Here is a 17813-nt window from a genome sequence, read left to right as displayed (position 1 = left end):
GAAAGCTCCTTACGACAGGCCCGGGGCGGACCACTGGGAACGTCATTATGGCGACGTCCGGAGCCAGCACAGCGGAGGCGCTGCCGGGATTGATTATAGCAAGCCGGCCAGCTCATCAGGGGCGACGACGAAAACAGTGCCTGGATCAAGTACTGCCGCAATCGCGGCGGCGGTGCCTGAAATGCTTGATCCACGTCATCGTTTTTTTAAAAGATGTATGTAAAATGCCTGTTTATAATTTTGCAACGATGGAGAACGAGAGATGGACAGCAAGAAGATGGATACCACCAACGACACGCCGTCGAGCCGCCGCGGCTTTCTCGGCAAGAGCGCCGCACTGGGCCTGGCAGGCGTCACGCTGGGCCTGGCCGGCTGCAAGGAGGAAGCTGCCGCCGGCGGCAAGAGCGCTGCCGCACCGGCCGCACACCACGGCACCGAGATCGCGCCAGGCCAGCTGGACGACTACTATGCTTTCATCAGTTCCGGCCATTCGGGCGAAGCGCGGGTGCTCGGCCTGCCTTCCGGGCGCACGCTCAAGCGCATCCCGGTGTTCAACGTCGATTGCATGGTCGGCTGGGGTATTACCAATGAATCGAAAGCCATCATCGGCACCAAGCCCGACGGTACGCTGAAATACATCACCGGCGACACCCACCACGTCCACGGCAGCTACAAGAACGGCACGTATGACGGCCGCTGGCTGTTCATCAACGACAAGCTGCATTCACGCGTGGCGCGCATCCGCATGGACACCATGGAATGCGACAAGATCACCGAACTGCCGAATGTGGCCGGCTTCCACGGCCTGTTCCCTGACAAGCGCGATCCGGTCGACCAGAAGATTGACTACACCACCCGCGTGTTCTGCGGCGCCGAATTCCATATCCCGTTGCCGAACGACGGCCGCGACCTGGACAATCCGGACAAGTGGGGTGCGTTGTTCAGCTGCGTCAGCGCAGAGACCATGGAAGTGATGTGGCAGGTGCGCGTTGACGGCAATATGGATCTGTGCGCCACCTCGTACGACGGCAAGCTGGCCGCCTGCAACCAGTACAACGTGGAAAACGCCGCCGACCTGAACGGCATGATGGCGGCCGAGCGCGATGCCTGCGTGTTCCTGCATATCGAACGCGTCGAGGCCCTGGTCAAGGCAGGCAAGTTCACCACCATCGGCAGTTCCAAGGTCCCCGTGGTCGATGGCCGCAAGGCTGCCAATGCCGATCCGAAAAGCGCGATCTCGCTGTACGTCCCGGTCAGCAAGAACCCGCATGGCGTCAACGCCAGCCCGGACGGAAAATACTTCGTCTGCTCCGGCAAGCTGTCGCCGACCGCCACCGTGATTGAATTGAGCAAGGTGCTGCAGTGGTTCGACGGTAACGTCAAGGATCCGCGCGACACCGTGGTGGCCGAACCGGAAATCGGCCTCGGCCCGCTGCACACCGCCTTCGACGGCAGGGGCAACGCCTATACCTCGCTGTTCCTCGACAGCCAAGCCGTCAAATGGAATGTGGATGCAGCCATTGCCCAGTTCAAGGGCGACAAAAACGCCAAGGTCATCATCGAGAAGCTGGACGTGCACTACCAGCCGGGCCATAACTACTCATCGATGGGTGAGACCAGGGAAGCTGACGGCAAATACCTCAACTCCGGCAACAAGTTCTCCAAGGACCGCTTCCTGCCAGTCGGCCCGCTGCATCCTGAAACCGAACAGTTGGTCGACATCAGCGGCGCCAGCATGAAGCTGATAGCCGATCACACTGCCTACCCGGAACCGCACGATGGCATTATCGTGCGCCGCGACGTGGTCAAGACGCGCCAGATCCACACCATGACCGACTTCCCGAATGCCGTCACGCCGGAAAACGCCGGCATCGAGCGCAAGGGCAACAAGGTGCATGTGCGTCTGATGTCGCAAGCGCCGGCGTTCAGCATGCCGGTCATCAAGGTCAAAAAAGGCGATGAAGTCACGCTCACCCTGACCAACTACGACAAGGTCGAAGATTTGACCCACGGTTGCGCCATCCCGACCTACAACATCAACTTTATCGTCAATCCGCAGGAAACCAAGTCGGTCACTTTCAAGGCCGATCACGCCGGTGCGTTCTGGTTGTATTGCACGCACTTCTGCCACGCCCTGCATCTGGAAATGCGTAGCCGTTTCCTGGTTGAAGCCTGAGTTGTCCCGCAAGTCCATGCCGGCTGATGCGTCAGCCGGCATGGCATATTCTCATGACGACTACTTTAAAAACCTTGTTCAATTCGCTGGCGTCGTGCTTGATGTTACTGGCTATGCTGGCGCCGCCCATCGCCGCCGCCAACATCTACGACGCTGAACTTTCCTCCGAACTGTTGCACGGCGCCGACCTGTGCGCGCATGCCGCCTGCCGCGACGTGATGCCGCAAGCACAGCGCTTCTCGCAGCGCATGGGTTCTCCACGCTATGTGCAAGCGCTGGACGCCGGCGGCAAGCTCGTTGGCTACGTTTTCCTGTCAACCGACGTGGTGGATATTCCCGCCTATTCCGGCAAGCCGGTCATTACACTGATCGGCATGGACACCGCAGGCATCATTACCGGCGTGCGCGTGATCAAGCATTCCGAACCGATCCTGCTGGCCGGCATACCGGAATCGGCGCTGCTCAAGTTCATCGGACAATATGTCGGCCTGCGCGGTGACGCCAGGCTGGAAATTGGCCGTGGCGGCGATGGCAGCGTGGGATTGGACGCGATCAGCGGCGCCACCGTGACGGCCATCGCCGAGAACCAGGTAATTTCCCGCAGCGCCTATGAGATCGGCCGCCAGGTCGGCATCTTCACTGCGGCGGCGCGGCCGCCAGCCCGCTTCACGCCGCTCGACGAGCGCCTCAACTGGGGCAAGCTGGCCGACGAGGGCTCGGTCGGCCGCCTGACGATCACCGCGCGCGAAGTCGGCGCCGACAGCGCACGCGGCGACTACATCGATCTCTACTTTGGCTACCTCAACACGCCGACGCTGGGCAACAGCCTGCTGGGCGAGGACAACTACCAGCGCCTGATGCGCGACCTCAAGCCGGACGAGCATGCAATCTTCGTCATCGCCAGCGGCCAGACATCGTTCAAGGGCTCGGGCTTTGTGCGCGGCGGCATCTACGACCGCATCCAGGTGCGGCAAGATCCTGAAACCTACACCTTCCGCGATACCGACTATCTCAATCTGTATCACCTGCAGCCCGGCGATGTGCCCCAATACCGCGAATCGGGCATCTTCATCGTCCGCTCGAAACACTTCAATCCGGCGTGGCCCTGGACGCTGACGCTGCTGGTCAATCAGGTGGACGCCAAGGGCGCCAAGACCTTCACCCACTACGACCAGACATACTGGCTGCCGGCCCGCTATCTGGAAGGCGGCCATCCGAAAGTGGTGACGGCGCGCCCGGCGTGGCAAAACATCTGGCTGGACCGGATTGCGCAAATCGGCTTCTTCGTCGCCACCCTGTTGTTTACCGCCATCTGGTACGCACGACGCGACCGGCTGGTGCGTGCATCGACGCGCAAGCACAAGCCTTTGATCAGCTGGCCGCGGCTGGTGCTGTGGATCATCAGCGCCGGCTTCATCGGTTTCTACCTGAAGGCGCAGCCCAGCATCACGCAGATCATGACCTGGCTCCATTCGCTGATCCATCAATGGCGCTGGGAGCTGTTCCTGTCCGATCCCTTCATCTTCCTGTTCTGGTGGTTCATCATCATCACGGTGCTGATCTGGGGACGCGGCCTGTTCTGCGGCTGGTTATGTCCATTCGGCTCGCTGCAGCACCTGATGCTGAAACTCGGTTCCGCCATCGGCCTGAAACGCTGGCAGAAACTGCTGCCAAAGCCACTGCACGACAAGCTGCGCTGGCTGAAGTACGTCATCTTCTTCGGCCTGATCGGCGTATCCCTGTTCTCAATGGAGACGGCCGAACATCTGGCCGAAATCGAACCCTTCAAGACCACTTTCCTGGTCGGCGTATGGAACCGCAGCTGGCCATTCTGGCTCTTTATCGGCGCCATTCTGGGCCTGTCGCTGTTCAGCGAGCGCCCCTACTGCAAATACCTGTGCCCGATGGGCGCGGGCCTGGCGCTGCCCGGCAAGTTCCGTCTGTTCGGTCTGAAGCGCAAGGCAGAATGCACCAGCTGCCACGCCTGCGCCGCCGGTTGCGGCTCGCACGCCATCGACAGCCAAGGCAAAATCGATCAGATGGAATGCATGCTGTGCCTGGACTGCATGGTGATGTACTACGACGATCACGCCTGTCCACCCCTGGTGAAAGAGCGCAAGCGGCGCGCTGCCAAGGGCGAAGCGCTGACGCGTATCGGCGCCGACGGCTATTTCCTTACGCTCGACAGCTTGCGCTCAACGCTGCCGTCGCAAGGCAAGGAAGACGCATGAGGCTGGCGCCTTCCGCCCTGCTGGCGCTGATGCGCACGCTGGTGCTGGCAGTCATACTGGCCGGCTATGGGCCGGGCCTGGCCGCCGCCGTGCTGGAAGTGGCGCCGGGCACGTCGATCAATGCGGCCATCGCCAGTGCGCAGAAAGGCGACACACTGCTGATCGCACCCGGCAGGTATAACGAACACGTGCTGGTCGACAAGGCGCTGACGCTGCAAGGGCGCAGCCATCCCACCATCAGCGGCCAAGGGCACGGCGACACCATCCGCATCACCGCCCCCGATGTCACCCTGATCGGCCTGATCGTGATCGACAGCGGCGCGGACCTCACTGCGCAGAACGCCGGCATTTATATCGTGCCTGGCGCGCATCGCGTACAGATCAACGACTGTCGACTGGTCGCCAACCTGTTCGGCATCTGGCTGCAAGGCGTTGACGATGCGCGCTTGCTGAACAACACCATCACCGGCCGGCGCGACCTGCAATCGGCGCAGCGCGGCAATGGCATCCAGGTGTACGACACGCGCGGAGCGCGCGTCACCGGCAACGAAATCAGCGGCACGCGCGACGGCATCTATGTCGACGTCTCGCGCGACGCGCAATTTCGCCACAACCGCATCCACCATGTCCGCTACGGCACGCACTACATGAACACCCACCACAGTACCTGGGAAGACAACGAGGTATATCTGAGCCGGGCCGGGCTGGCGCTGATGGAGGTGCGCAGCCTGACCGTGCGCCGCAATATCGCGTGGGGCAATACCGATCACGGCATCATGCTGCGCACCATCCAGGACTCGCTGATCGAAGACAACGTGGTGGCCGGCAACGACCGTGGTTTTTTCATCTATGACGCCGAGTACAACACGCTGCGCTACAACCTGATCATCAATAACCGCACCGGCGTGCACCTGTCGGCCGGCTCGTCGAACAACCAAGTCGATGGCAACGACTTCATCGGCAACCAGGAGCAGGTGCGCTTTGTTGCCGCGCGCGATGTCGAATGGGGCAAACAGGAAGGCAACTACTGGAGCAATTACAACGGCTGGGACCAGAACGGCGACGGCCAGGGTGACGTGGCGTATGAAGCGAACGACCTGGTTGACCGTCTGAACTGGCAATACCCGCTGCTCAAGCTGCTCGGCGCCAGCCCCGCGCTGCAGACGCTGCGCTTTGCCGCGCGTCAATTTCCGCTGCTGCGCGCGCCAAGCGTAGTCGACCGCCATCCGCGCATGCGCCCGCTCTCACAGAATTGGAAGAAATGGAATGACATCACTCCCCGCATCGAATACAACTGAAGCCGCCGTCAGCCTGCGCGGCATCCGGCATCGCTACGGCGCGCTCACGGTGCTGCAGGACGTCAGCTTTGACATCGCCCATGGCGCCATGTTCGGCCTGATCGGCCACAATGGCGCCGGCAAGAGTACGCTATTCAAGCTGATGCTCGGTCTGATCACGCCCTGCGCCGGCACGCTGCACGTACTGGGCCAGAACGCGGCCGAACCTGCCTTTCGCCAGACGCGCCGGCGCGTCGGCTATCTGCCGGAAAGTTTTCTCACCTACGATAACCTGAGTGGCCAGGAAGTACTGCACTTTTTTGCGGACTTGAAGCACATTGCGCGCGCTGCTTGCGCACCGTTGCTCGACCTGGTGGGCCTGACGCATGCCGCCGCGCGGCCGGTACAGGGGTACTCCAAGGGCATGCGCCAGCGGCTCGGCCTGGCGCAGGCTCTGCTGGGCGAGCCGGACCTGATCTTCCTCGATGAGCCGACCAACGGATTGGACCCGCAAGGCATCGCCGACTTTTACGCCATCTTGCGCACCGCGCAGGACCGCGGCGCCACCATCATCATCACCTCGCACATCCTGGCAGAGATCGAGCACAGGGTCGACCAGCTGCTCATCATGCAGAGCGGCACGGTGGCCGCGCAAGGCACGCTGAGGCAGCTGCGGACGGGTACCCATGCGCCCCGGATGCTGACCATTACCGCCACGATTGCGCCTGCGCTGCAGGCGGGCGTGCGCGCGGCGCTGGCCGCGTTGCCGCTGGAGCTGGCGCTGGAGGCGCATGGCGAACAGCTGCACGTGCGCTGCGCCAGGGCCGACAAGATGGCGGTGCTGCGCCAGCTGGCCGCTTGCGCCGACGACATCGCGATTCAGGAATCGACATTGGAACAAGTATTTCTCGGCTACGGAGGCACCCATGCGCGCACGCATTGAATGGCGCCAGGTCGGCGTGCTGGCCGCAAAAGAATGGCGTGACCGGCTGCGCAACCGCTGGGTGCTGGCCGTGGCGCTGGTGTTTGCCTTCTTCGCGCTGGCCATCGCCTACTTCGGCGCAGCCCAGCAGGGACAGGTTGGTTTCCACGGCATCGACGCCACCATCGCCAGCCTGTCCAGCCTGGTGATCTATCTGGTGCCGCTGATCGCCCTGATACTCGGCTATGACGCGATTGTCGGCGAGCGCGAGCGCGGTGCGCTGGAACTGCTGCTGTCGATGCCGGTGACGCCGCTGGAAGTGCTGCTCGGTAAATATCTCGGCCTGGCGGCGGCGCTCACCAGCGCCACCGCGATCGGCTTTGGCGCCGGCCTGCTGCCGCTGTTCTCGCAACTGACTGTGGCCGAGGGCTGGCGCTACGCCCAATTCGTCGCCAGCGCCGTGCTGATGGGACTGGCCTTCCTCAGCATTGCCATGCTGGTATCGGTCAGCACCCGCGACCGCGTCCGCGCCAGCGGCATTGCACTGGCGCTGTGGTTCCTGTTCGTGCTGGTGTTCGACCTGCTGCTGATGGGGGTGATGGTGCTCAGCCAGGGCCAGCTCGGTAGCGGCCTGTTCGCCGCCATGCTGATGCTGAACCCGGCCGACGTATTTCGCCTGCTGAACGTGTTCAGCTCGGACCAGGCGCAAGCCATGTATGGCCTGGCCACCGTGATGCCGCAAGGCTGGACCCACCCGGCGCTGCTGTCGGGCGTGATGCTAGCCTGGATTTTTTTACCGTTTTCTATCGCACTCAGGAGATTTTCATGACTATTTTCCACCTGCGCAGGAGCGCGCTGGCCGCACTGGCCACCCTTGCGCTGGCCGCCTGCACGTACAGCGCCACCAGCCTGCCAGCCATTGATCCGTCCGACGAAGCCGCGTGTGCGCTGGACGGCATGCTGCTGCGCGACTTCCCTGGGCCGAAAGCGCAGGTTCGCTTCGCCGACGGCAAGACCAGCTACTTCTGCGACGTAAAAGAACTGCTCGGTGAAATGCTGGCGCCGGAACAGCGTCGCGCCACCAGCGCCTTCTACGTACAGGACATGGGCAGCGCCAACTGGCAACAGCCGCAAGGCCACTGGATCGGAGCACACGACGCGCTCTATGTATTAGGCAGCAAGGCGCAGGGCTCGATGGGCCCGGCCATCGCCTCGTTCAGCCGGCAGGTGGACGCGGAAGCGTTTGTTCGCAAGGAAGGCGGCCGCGTGCTGCGCTTCAAGCAGATCACGCCGGCCCTGCTGAACGAAGCCAGCGGCGCCATGCCGACGCACGCCATGGCGCATTGAAGCACCACCGCCTGGGCCGGCATTGCCGTTCGGCGGAAAGCGCCGGTCCGTTTTTACCCCGGCATTTGCCGACTTACTTTTGAAAAGAGACAGACCATGAAGAAACTACTTGCACTGGCAGCAATGCTGGCAGCCATCACCTCTGCCACCAGCGCCGCCGCCGCGCCGGACGCCGCCAAGGTTGAGAAAACCTACTCCACCACCTGCCTGGCCTGCCACGGCAGCGGCATCATGGGCGCGCCCAAGGTTGGCGACAAGGCGGGATGGAAACCGCGTATCGCCAAAGGCAAGCCGGCGCTGTACCTGAGCGCCATCAACGGCGTGAAAATGATGCCGCCACGCGGCGGCAATCCAGGCCTGAAGGATGATGAAGTGAAAGCACTGGTCGACTACATGGTCGCCAAGAGCACTTAAAACTGCTGGCCGCCGCCTGCGCGCGGCGGCCACACCCGGAGACATTCCATGTTCACCCGCACGCTGCTGGCGCTACTGCTGTTCCTGACTGCTTGTTCCGGCGAGGAACGCCTCTACAAAACCCGGGGCCACGTGTTCGGCACCACGGTCGACATCACCATCTACGGTGGTTCGCAGCAGCGCGCCGACCTGCTTGGCGCCGAGGTATTGAGAGAATTCGATCGCCTGCACCGTAAATTCCACGCGTGGGAGCCAAGCATGCTCACCGCCCTCAACGACAGCATCGCCAAAGGCGAGCCAATGCGCGCCGACGCTGAAATGGTCGGCCTGCTAAAATCGGCCGAGAAGCTGTCAGTGCGTTCCGGCCTGCTGTTCAACCCCACCATTGGGCATCTGATCAGGCTGTGGGGCTTCCAGAAAAACGACATCGGCGCGCAGGGACCGCCGGCCGCCGAGATCAAACGCTGGGTCGACGCGCGGCCATCGCTGTCCGACCTGCGCTACAACGGCAACATCATCAGCAGCGTCAACCCTGCCGTCATGATCGACCTCGGCGGCTACGCCAAAGGTTACGCGCTCGACCGCGCCGCCGCGCTGCTGCGCGAAGCGCACGTCAAGGCGGCGCTGGTCAACATCGGTGGCAACGTCATCGCCATCGGCCAGCCCGGTGAACGACCGTGGCAGGTCGGCATCCGCGATCCGCGTGGCGCCGGGACAGTTGCGCAGATCGCTTTGCGCGACAACGAAGCGATCGGCACCAGCGGTGACTATGAACGCTACTTCATGAAGGACGGCAAGCGCCGCCCGCACATCATCGACCCGCGCAGCGGCTACCCGATCGATCTGGTCGCTTCGGTCACCATCATCGCCAGCGGCGGCCGCGACCCTGGCCTGCGCTCGGACGGCCACTCCAAACCGCTGTTCATCACCGGCCCCCGAGACTGGCAAGCGATGGCGGAAAAACTCGACCTGAAAGAAGTGCTGATGGTTGACGCCCAGCGCAATGTCCACATGACAGCAGCCATGCAAGTGCGCATTGCAGGGGCAGAGCGGCACAAGCACGCCGGGACCTGGCAAGCACGCGAGTGACGTCTACGACACAGGCAACAGCATCACCAGCTTCAGTTCATGCTGGCGCGCCAGGTGCAAGGTCACCTGATTGAAACTGAGCGCACCCTGCAGCGGATGCTGGAAGCTGCGCAAGCCGCCATCGCGCCCCAGTACTTGCTGCGCACTCCACCACAGCCGGAATTCCAGGCTGGCGCCGGTCAGTTCCGCGATCAGGCCGGCCAGTGGCGCCTGGTCTGCGTGGCGACCGATATCGGCGCGGAACTCCGCCACCAGGCGGCGCGCCCGCTCGGGCCAGCCGACGACGAGCTCGCGCGCAGCCGCATCGAGGAACATGAAGCGCAGCTGGTTCGGCGCGGCCGCGTCACTGCGCAGCCAGCCCGTAAACAAGGTGGACGCCGCCCCGTTCCACGCCACGGCATTCCACTCGCGGTCGAGAATGTAGGCGGGCGCGTCGATGGCAGCCACGATGGCGGCCAGCTCGGCGGCAGCTGGCCTCCCGCCCTCGCCCGTCCCATGACTGGGGTCATGCTTGTCGGCCACCTCGAACAGATAGGCGCGCTCGGCCGCGCTCAGTTGCAGCACCTGCGCCAGGCGGACCAGCATCTTGGCCGATGCCGATACGGGCCGCCCCTGCTCCAGCCACGTCAGCCATGTGGGACTGACGTCGCACAGCTGCGCCAGCTCTTCACGCCGCAAGCCCGGCGTGCGCCGCCGCCCGCCACCGGGCAAGCCAGCCATGGCGGGGGTGACGGCTTCGCGCCGGGCGCGGATGAATTCAGCGAGTTTGTTCGACATGGCAAGGCTGCATGGTAGTAGATATACCAGTATAAGTTATGGTCTTGTTACAGGATAATTTTATCCCTATTCTGCAGGAACTCACCCATCACCAGGAGAAAACCATGCAGCAGCACGATGTCGTTACCGAACAGTTTGGCAAAACAGCCAATGCCTACCTGAGCAGCGCCGTCCACGCGCAAGGCGCCGACCTGGTGCTGATGCAGGAATGCGCGCGCCGCCATGGCAAACCGGTGGTGCTCGACCTGGGCTGCGGCGCTGGCCACGCCAGCTTTGCCGTCGCTCCCGTGGCGCAATCGGTGGTCGCCTACGACCTGGCACAGCCCATGCTCGACGTCGTCGACCACGCGAAGGCGCAGCGCGGCTTGCACAACATCAGCACGCAGCAGGGCGACGTGGCGCGCCTGCCGTTTGCCGACGCCAGCTTCGACATGGTCGTCACGCGCTTTTCCGCGCACCACTGGAACGACGTGGCGGGAGCCTTGGCCGAAGCGTGGCGCGTGCTGCGCCCGAACGGCACCTTGCTCGTGGTCGACATCGTCGCGCCCAAGACGGCCCTGTACGACAGCACCTTGCAGGCGGTGGAAATGCTGCGCGACGCGTCCCACGTGCGCGACTACCGCACCTGCGAATGGGGCGCCAAATTCAATAACGCGGGTTTTAGCCACAGCTTGCGCAGCGTGTGGAAACTGACGATGCAGTTCGATGAATGGGTGGCGCGCATGCGCACGCCAAACGAGCGCGTGGCGGCCATCCGCAACCTGTTCGATGGCGCGCCCGAGGAAGCGAGAACATATTTCGCGCTGCAGGACGATTATTCGTTCAGCATCGATGCGGCCATGTTCGAGGCGACCAAGCCGTCGGTACAGTAAACGTTAAAACGGCGCCGATGGCGCCGTTTTTTTTGCGTAGCTTGGGTAGGTTGGGTAGGTTGGATTAGCGCAGCGCGCGTAATCCAACAATGCTGAAGCAAACGCGGTGCGAACGTAGCACGTCGGCTTACGCTGCGCTAAGCCGACCTACGCCGGCCTACACAGGCCTACCCAGCCTACGCTCTGCTTAAGCCAACTGGCCCAGCAGCGTCTCGGCATTCGACACTTCAAACTTGCCGCCTTGCTCGATGTTCAATTGCGTCACGACGCCATTGTCGACCAGCAGCGAGTAGCGCTGCGAGCGCGTGCCCATGCCGTGCTTGGAAAAATCGGCGTCCAGGCCCAGTGCCTTGCTGTAGGCGGCATTACCGTCAGCCATCATGCGCACGACGCCGGTGGCTTTCTGATCGCGGCCCCAGGCGCCCATCACGAACGCGTCGTTGACGGAGATGCACCAGATTTCATCGACGCCTTTGGCTTTCAGGTCGGCAGCGTGCTGCACGTAGCCTGGCACGTGCTGTGCGGAGCAGGTCGGGGTGTACGCGCCTGGCAGGCCGAAGATGGCGATCTTCTTGCCCTTGACCAGGTCTTGCACGTTGAACGTGTTCGGGCCCAGTGCGCAACCTTCGGTTTCGCTTTCGATGAATTCGGCCAGGGTGCCTTCTGGCAGGGTGTCGCCGATCTTGATGGTCATGTTGACTCCTTGTGTACTGTCGGTTGAGGATGCTGCCGGCATGATGCCGACACTGCGCGATAGTATGCCTGACTTGCCGTATTTGTGCAGAAAATGGCCGGAAAGGCAAAGTCAAAAGTCAAAAACCGGCAAAAAAACGGCGGCCCTCAGGCCGCCGTCATCGTTGCATACATCAAACCACCTTAGTCAGCCTGTTTGCGCAGGAAGGCTGGAATGTCGTAGGTCTCCATGCCATTCTTTTCCATCGCGCGCACTTGCTCGGAAGCCGATTCGCGGCGCCATACCGCCGGCGCCTTCATGCCGTCGAAACCGGCTGCCGGCGTGGCCACGCCAACCGTCGTCGTCGCCGCCTGCGCGCTACCCATGGCAGCCGATGGGGTCAACGGGCTGTTGTGGGTACCGGTGCGGAGCACTTGCTGCGGTACCAGCTGGATGTTTTTCTTCGCGCGGCCCAGGCCCGTCGCCACCACGGTCACGCGGATGTCGTCGCCCATGGCGTCGTCGTAGGCGATACCCTGCGCGATCGACGCGTCCGGCGCGGCAAACGCGCGCACGGCAGCCATGACTTCCTTGATCTCTTTACCTTTCAAGCCACGGCTGGCCGTGACGTTGACCAGCACGCCGCGCGCGCCGGACAGGTCGATACCGTCCAGCAGCGGCGAAGCGACAGCCTGTTCGGCGGCGATGCGCGCGCGGTCGACGCCGGACGCCGTCGCCGTGCCCATCATGGCCTTGCCCTGCTCGCCCATGATGGTTTTCACGTCGTTGAAGTCGACGTTGATATGACCAGGCACGTTGATGATCTCGGCAATGCCGGCCACCGCGTTGTTGAGCACATCATCGGCGTGCTGCATCCATTCCAACATACTTTCGTCTTCGTAGATCTCTTCCAGCTTTTCGTTGAGGATGATGATCAGCGAATCGACGTGCAGGGACAGCTGCTCCAGGCCTTCGTCGGCGATGTCCATGCACTTCTGGCCTTCGTACGAGAACGGCTTGGAAACCACCGCCACCGTCAGCGCGCCCAGTTCCTTGGCCACTTCGGCCACGATGGGAGCGGCGCCCGTGCCCGTACCGCCGCCCATGCCGGCGGCGATGAAGACCATGTGCGCGCCGCGCAACGAATCGGCGATGCGCGCGCGCGATTCTTCGGCCAGCTGGCGGCCGACGGCAGGCTTCATGCCGGCGCCCAGACCGGTATCGCCGATCTGGATGATGTTGTGGGCCTTCGATGTCGACAGGGCCTGTGCGTCGGTGTTGGCGGCAATGAACTCCACACCCGACATGCCTTTGTTGATCATGTGTTGGACTGCATTGCCACCCGCACCGCCGACGCCGACGACCTTGATGACGGTACCTAAAGCTGTGTTATCGACCATATCGAACTCCATGATGTGCTCCTATCAGATGCGGTTTCCAAGCGCCAGGCCTCATATTGGTAGGAGAACTGGAGATTGAAAACTGCGGTTAAATATAAAATAAAGTTATGTGTGTGTACCTGCGATGCTGCCAAAAAACCTGTACTGCCGGGCGCAAATCATGCCCTTAAAAATTCCCTAAAAACCATTCCTTCATGCGCTGCCAGACTGCCTTCACCGAGCCGTCCTGACGCGTCACGATGTGGCCGCGCAGGTATTGCTTCTTCGCTTCCAGCAGCAAGCCAAGCACCGTGGCATAGCGCGGACTGCGCACCACGTCGGCCAGCTGGCCCCGATACTCGGGCGTGCCAAGGCGCGCCGGTTTCAGGAAAATATCTTCCGCCATTTCCACCATGCCGGGCATGATGGAGGTGCCGCCCGTAAGCACGATGCCCGACGACAGCACGCCCTCGTAGCCGGATTCGCGCACCACCTGGTGCACCATGGCGAACAGTTCTTCGACGCGCGGTTCGATCACTGCCGCCAGCGCCTGACGCGACAGGTTGCGCGGGCCGCGGTCGCCCAGTCCAGGCACTTCCAGCGATTCGCCAGGGTCGGCCAGGACCTGCTTGGCCACGCCATAGCGGATCTTGATTTCTTCCGCTTCCGCGGTTGGGGTGCGCAAGGCCATGGCGATGTCGTTGGTGATCTGGTCGCCGGCGATGGGAATGACTGCCGTATGGCGGATCGCGCCATCAGAGAATACCGCCACATCGGTCGTGCCGCCGCCGATGTCGATCAGCACCACGCCCAGTTCCTTCTCGTCGGGCGTAAGCACCGCATCGGCGGACGCCATCGGCTGCAGGATCAGGTCCGACACTTCCAGGCCGCAGCGGCGCACGCACTTGACGATGTTCTGCACCGCCGATACGGCGCCGGTGACGATATGCACCTTCACCTCCAGGCGGATGCCGCTCATGCCGATAGGCTCGCGCACGTCTTCCTGGCTGTCGACGATGAACTCTTGCGGCACCGTGTGCAGCAATTGCTGATCGGTCGGAATGTTAACCGCTTTTGCCGTCTCGATGACGCGCGCCACGTCGGTCGCCGTCACTTCCTTGTCCTTGATGGCCACCATGCCGCTGGAATTGAAACTGCGGATATGGCTGCCCGCAATGCCCGCGTACACATTGCGGATCTTGCAGTCGGCCATCAGCTCGGCCTCTTCCAGCGCGCGCTGGATGGACTCCACCGTGGCCTCGATATTGACCACCACGCCTTTTTTCAGGCCCTTCGATTCGTGCTGGCCCAGCCCGATCACTTCGTGGCGCCCGTCGGACATCACTTCGGCTACCACCGCCACCACTTTCGAGGTGCCGATGTCGAGGCCGACGATCAGGTTTTTCGCGTCTTTTGTCATTTCTGTCGCCTACTGTATGGGCTATAAATTAAAATTATTCGGTTAAGTCGGTTTTTTAACCGGACTACTGTTTTTCTTCTTCATGACTGGCTTGCCATCCTTGCCTTCGGCCGGTATCACCAGGCCGGCGGAACTGAGCGCCAGGCCATTCTGGTAGCGCATATCGATCGTGTCGATATTTTCCAGCCGGCTCGCCAGTTGCGGATAGATGCCCACCAGCCGGTCGACCCGCGCCTTCAGGGTCGTATGATTCTGTTCGCGCCCCAGCGCCACGCTCATGCCGTTATCCAGTTTCACGGTCCACGCATAGCGGCTCGACAGCGACAGGGTTTCCGGCACCATCTTCAGCGGCGCAAACCACTTGGCCAGCTGCACGTAGGTGGCCAGTACTTCCTTTTCGCTGCCATCGGGGCCGGCAAACGCTGGCAATTCATGGTCGTCTTCCGCTTCGGCCACATTGGCCGTAAACACGTCGCCCTTGACCGACAGCAAACGCCCGTCCTCGCCCCAGGTGCCCAGCGCTTCGTGTTCTTCCAGCGCCACGATCAGCTGGTTCGGCCACTCGCGCCGCACGCTGGCACGGCGTACCCAGGGCACCGATTCAAACACGCCGCGCACGCTTTCCAGGTTGGTCGTGAAGAAATTGCCCTTGATGCGGCCCAAGGTGCCGCTACGCAGGGTCAGGTAATTCACGTGGCGCAGGCCCTTGTCGTCCGCGCTTTCCACCTTGATCGTGCGCAGGTCGAACATGGGACGCTGCGACACCCACCAGACGCCGGCGGCCACGCACACGACCAGAACCGCGGCCAGCAAGCCGTTGGCAGTCGTATTGAGGCTTTTAGCGTCATGCCACATATCAGCGCTGTCCCTTGTGCATTTTCAAGCTTGCGCCGGCGACGATTTCCAGGCACAGGTCTTCATAGCTGGTGCCTTCCGCGCGCGCCGCCATCGGCACGAGCGAGTGACCCGTCATGCCGGGCGAGGTATTCACCTCCAGCAGGAACAGCGCGCTGTCGGCCGTGCGCATCAGCACATCGACCCGTCCCCAGCCTTCGCAGCCGAGGGCGCGGTAGGCGGCCAGCGCGATGCGTTCCATCTCGGCGATGATCGCCGGGTCCAGCTGCGGCGGGCAGAAATACTGCGTATCGTCCGTGAAGTACTTGTTCTGGTAATCGTAATTGCCTTGCGGGGCGACGATTTCGATCGGCGGCAACGCGCGCGCCGTGGCACCCTTGCCCAGGATAGCGACGGTGAATTCGCGGCCCTTGATGAATTCCTCGGCCAGCACCGAATCATCGAGACCGGCGGCGATGTCGTAGGCCGCCTGGAAGGCCGACGCTTCGTTGACGGTGGTGATGCCGATGCTCGAGCCTTCATGCGGCGGCTTGACGATCAGCGGCAAGCCCAGTTCCGCGGCCACCTTGATCAGGTCGGAGCTATCGTCCAGCACCGCGTACTTTGGCGTCGGCAACTGGTGCATCAGCCAGATCATCTTGGTGTAAACCTTGTCCATGCCCACCGAGCAAGCCATCACGCCGCTGCCCGTATACGGGATGCCCAGCTGCTCCAGCGCGCCTTGCAGGCTGCCGTCTTCGCCGAAACGGCCGTGCAGCGCGATGAAGACGCGGTCAAATTGTTCAGCGGCCAGTTCGGCCAGGCTGCGTTCGCCCGTATCGAAGCCATGCGCATCCACGCCATGGCTTTTCAGAGCGGCCAGCACGCCCGCGCCGGACATCAGCGACACTTCGCGCTCGGCCGAACGGCCGCCGAACAGGACGCCGACTTTGCCCAATTGTTTAACGTCGATAGCTGAAGCTTGGTTCACGTCAGGCCTTTACAGTGTGAGATTGATACGTAGTCAGTTGTTGCGGGATGCCGCTGATGGAGCCCGCGCCCATGGTCAACACGACGTCGCCGTCGCGCGCCACGCTCATGATGGTGTCGGCCATGTCCGTCATGGACTCGACGAAAATCGGTTCGATCTTGCCGCGCGCGCGCAGCGCATGCGCCAGAGCGCGGCCGTCCGCGGCGACGATGGGCGCTTCGCCCGCCGCATACACTTCGGACAGCAGCAACACGTCGGGCGCACCGAGCACTTTCACAAAATCTTCGAACAGGTCGCGCGTGCGGCTGTAGCGGTGCGGCTGGAACGCCAGCACCAGGCGGCGGCCCGGATAGGCGGCGCGCGCGGCGGCCAGGGTCACTTCCGTTTCCACAGGGTGATGGCCGAAATCGTCGACCAGCGCGAAGCTGCCGCCGTTCGGGAGCGCCACGTCGCCGTAGCGCGTGAAGCGGCGGCCCACGCCGGAGAACTCCGCCAGGCCTTGCTGCGTGGCGCTGTCGGCGATGCCGATTTCGCGCGCGATGGCGATCGCCGAGCAGGCATTCTGCACATTGTGCATGCCGGGCTGGTTCAGCACCACGTCGAGATCCGGATAGCCTTCCTGCAGCACCGTGAAATGCATTTCCAGGCCCACGGCACGCGCGTTGATGGCGCGCACTTGCGCGTCTTCCGCGAAACCGTAGGTGGTGACGGGCTTGGTGACGGACGGGATGATGGCGCGTACGTGCGGATCGTCGATGCACAGCATGGCGCGGCCATAGAAAGGCAAGCGGTGCGTGAACTGCACGAAAGCCTGCTTGAGCTTTTCAAAATCGTGCTCGTACGTATCCATGTGATCGGCGTCGATATTCGTGATCACTTCGATCATCGGCGTCAGGTTCAGGAACGAGGCGTCCGATTCATCGGCTTCGGCCACCAGATAGTCGCCCGAGCCCAGCTTGGCGTTCGCGCCGGCGCTGGTCAAACGGCCGCCGATGACGAAAGTCGGATCGAGACCGCCTTGCGCCAGCACGGAAGCGACCAGGCTGGTGGTCGTCGTCTTGCCGTGCGTGCCGGCAATCGCAATGCCGCGTTTCAAACGCATCAACTCGCCGAGCATCACGGCGCGCGGCACCAGCGGAATCTTGCGCGCGCGCGCGGCCGCCACTTCCGGGTTGTCTTGCGGGACGGCGCCCGACGTCACCACCGCATCGGCGTCGCCGATGTTCTCGGCCGCGTGGCCCAGCATGACGGTCGCGCCCAGGCTCGCCAGGCGCTGCGTCGCCGCATTGCTGCCCAGGTCCGAACCCGACACCTTGTAGCCGAGGTTGACCAGCACTTCGGCAATGCCGCTCATGCCGCTGCCGCCAATGCCGACAAAGTGGATATTGTTTACTTTATGCTTCACAGAGCT

16 protein-coding genes are annotated in these 17813 nt (G+C 62.8%); 9 read left to right on the top strand and 7 right to left on the bottom strand.

Annotated elements, in window-relative coordinates:
- Nucleotides 1-262: 262 nt before the first annotated feature.
- The 8 genes from nosZ (at nucleotide 263) to FG13_RS23520 (ending at nucleotide 9456) form a co-directional block, all read left to right on the top strand.
- Entirely contained in the window at nucleotides 263-2176 is a 1914-nt protein-coding gene (nosZ, locus tag FG13_RS23555; RefSeq protein ID WP_051959385.1) for a TAT-dependent nitrous-oxide reductase, read from the top strand.
- Between the two features lie 53 nt (nucleotides 2177-2229).
- A complete protein-coding gene (locus FG13_RS23550; RefSeq protein ID WP_035824860.1) occupies nucleotides 2230-4407 on the top strand; it encodes a NosR/NirI family protein in 2178 nt (725 codons plus the stop codon).
- A 29-nt stretch (nucleotides 4408-4436) separates the two neighbouring features.
- Nucleotides 4437-5705: a nitrous oxide reductase family maturation protein NosD gene (locus FG13_RS23545; RefSeq protein ID WP_035828649.1), complete on the top strand. Its 1269-nt coding sequence runs from the start codon at nucleotides 4437-4439 to the stop codon at nucleotides 5703-5705.
- Nucleotides 5674-6627 carry an ABC transporter ATP-binding protein gene (locus FG13_RS23540; protein WP_035824858.1) on the top strand — a complete coding sequence of 318 codons (954 nt, stop codon included), beginning with the start codon at nucleotides 5674-5676 and terminating at the stop codon, nucleotides 6625-6627. The genes FG13_RS23545 and FG13_RS23540 overlap by 32 nt, the downstream gene beginning before the upstream one ends.
- Complete coding sequence (locus tag FG13_RS23535; protein WP_200880309.1) at nucleotides 6611-7435, top strand: ABC transporter permease; 825 nt, start codon at nucleotides 6611-6613, stop codon at nucleotides 7433-7435. The genes FG13_RS23540 and FG13_RS23535 overlap by 17 nt, the downstream gene beginning before the upstream one ends.
- Nucleotides 7432-7953 carry a nitrous oxide reductase accessory protein NosL gene (locus FG13_RS23530; RefSeq protein ID WP_035824855.1) on the top strand — a complete coding sequence of 174 codons (522 nt, stop codon included), beginning with the start codon at nucleotides 7432-7434 and terminating at the stop codon, nucleotides 7951-7953. The genes FG13_RS23535 and FG13_RS23530 overlap by 4 nt, the downstream gene beginning before the upstream one ends.
- 96 nt (nucleotides 7954-8049) lie before the next feature.
- Entirely contained in the window at nucleotides 8050-8367 is a 318-nt protein-coding gene (locus tag FG13_RS23525) for a c-type cytochrome (RefSeq protein ID WP_035824853.1), read from the top strand.
- A gap of 48 nt (nucleotides 8368-8415) precedes the next feature.
- The gene (locus FG13_RS23520; protein ID WP_051959384.1) at nucleotides 8416-9456 is read left to right on the top strand and encodes an FAD:protein FMN transferase; all 1041 of its coding nucleotides are present in this window, start codon (nucleotides 8416-8418) and stop codon (nucleotides 9454-9456) included.
- 3 nt (nucleotides 9457-9459) lie between these two features.
- Here the strand turns inward: FG13_RS23520 and FG13_RS23515 are convergent, their stop codons facing one another.
- Entirely contained in the window at nucleotides 9460-10233 is a 774-nt protein-coding gene (locus tag FG13_RS23515) for a helix-turn-helix transcriptional regulator (RefSeq protein WP_035824850.1), read from the bottom strand.
- A 104-nt stretch (nucleotides 10234-10337) separates the two neighbouring features.
- Here FG13_RS23515 and FG13_RS23510 point away from each other — a divergent pair, with 104 nt between their 5' ends.
- Nucleotides 10338-11105 carry a class I SAM-dependent methyltransferase gene (locus FG13_RS23510; RefSeq protein ID WP_035824848.1) on the top strand — a complete coding sequence of 256 codons (768 nt, stop codon included), beginning with the start codon at nucleotides 10338-10340 and terminating at the stop codon, nucleotides 11103-11105.
- Between the two features lie 187 nt (nucleotides 11106-11292).
- Here FG13_RS23510 and FG13_RS23505 read toward each other — a convergent pair whose 3' ends face one another.
- From FG13_RS23505 to murC, 6 genes are all read right to left on the bottom strand, one after another.
- Complete coding sequence (locus FG13_RS23505) at nucleotides 11293-11799, bottom strand: peroxiredoxin (RefSeq protein ID WP_035824845.1); 507 nt, start codon at nucleotides 11797-11799, stop codon at nucleotides 11293-11295.
- A 182-nt stretch (nucleotides 11800-11981) separates the two neighbouring features.
- The gene (gene ftsZ, locus FG13_RS23500; protein ID WP_034784974.1) at nucleotides 11982-13190 is read right to left on the bottom strand and encodes a cell division protein FtsZ; all 1209 of its coding nucleotides are present in this window, start codon (nucleotides 13188-13190) and stop codon (nucleotides 11982-11984) included.
- Nucleotides 13191-13344: 154 nt separating this feature from the next.
- Complete coding sequence (gene ftsA / locus FG13_RS23495; protein WP_010394955.1) at nucleotides 13345-14577, bottom strand: cell division protein FtsA; 1233 nt, start codon at nucleotides 14575-14577, stop codon at nucleotides 13345-13347.
- Nucleotides 14578-14619: 42 nt separating this feature from the next.
- Nucleotides 14620-15432, bottom strand: coding sequence for a cell division protein FtsQ/DivIB (locus FG13_RS23490; RefSeq protein ID WP_035824841.1), 813 nt, complete (start codon nucleotides 15430-15432; stop codon nucleotides 14620-14622).
- A gap of 1 nt (nucleotide 15433) precedes the next feature.
- On the bottom strand, nucleotides 15434-16402 hold the full coding sequence (locus FG13_RS23485) for a D-alanine--D-alanine ligase (protein ID WP_051959381.1): 969 nt from the start codon (nucleotides 16400-16402) through the stop codon (nucleotides 15434-15436).
- Between the two features lies 1 nt (nucleotide 16403).
- Nucleotides 16404-17807 (bottom strand): UDP-N-acetylmuramate--L-alanine ligase, encoded by a 1404-nt coding sequence (murC, locus tag FG13_RS23480; protein WP_035824839.1) that lies wholly within the window; start codon nucleotides 17805-17807, stop codon nucleotides 16404-16406.
- Between the last annotated feature and the right edge of the window lie 6 nt (nucleotides 17808-17813).

The organism is Janthinobacterium sp. RA13, assembly GCF_000745325.1.
Lineage (GTDB): Bacteria > Pseudomonadota > Gammaproteobacteria > Burkholderiales > Burkholderiaceae_D > Janthinobacterium > Janthinobacterium rivuli.
The sequence above is the reverse complement of the archived record's forward strand: the minus strand, read 5'-3'. Positions and strand labels throughout refer to the sequence as shown.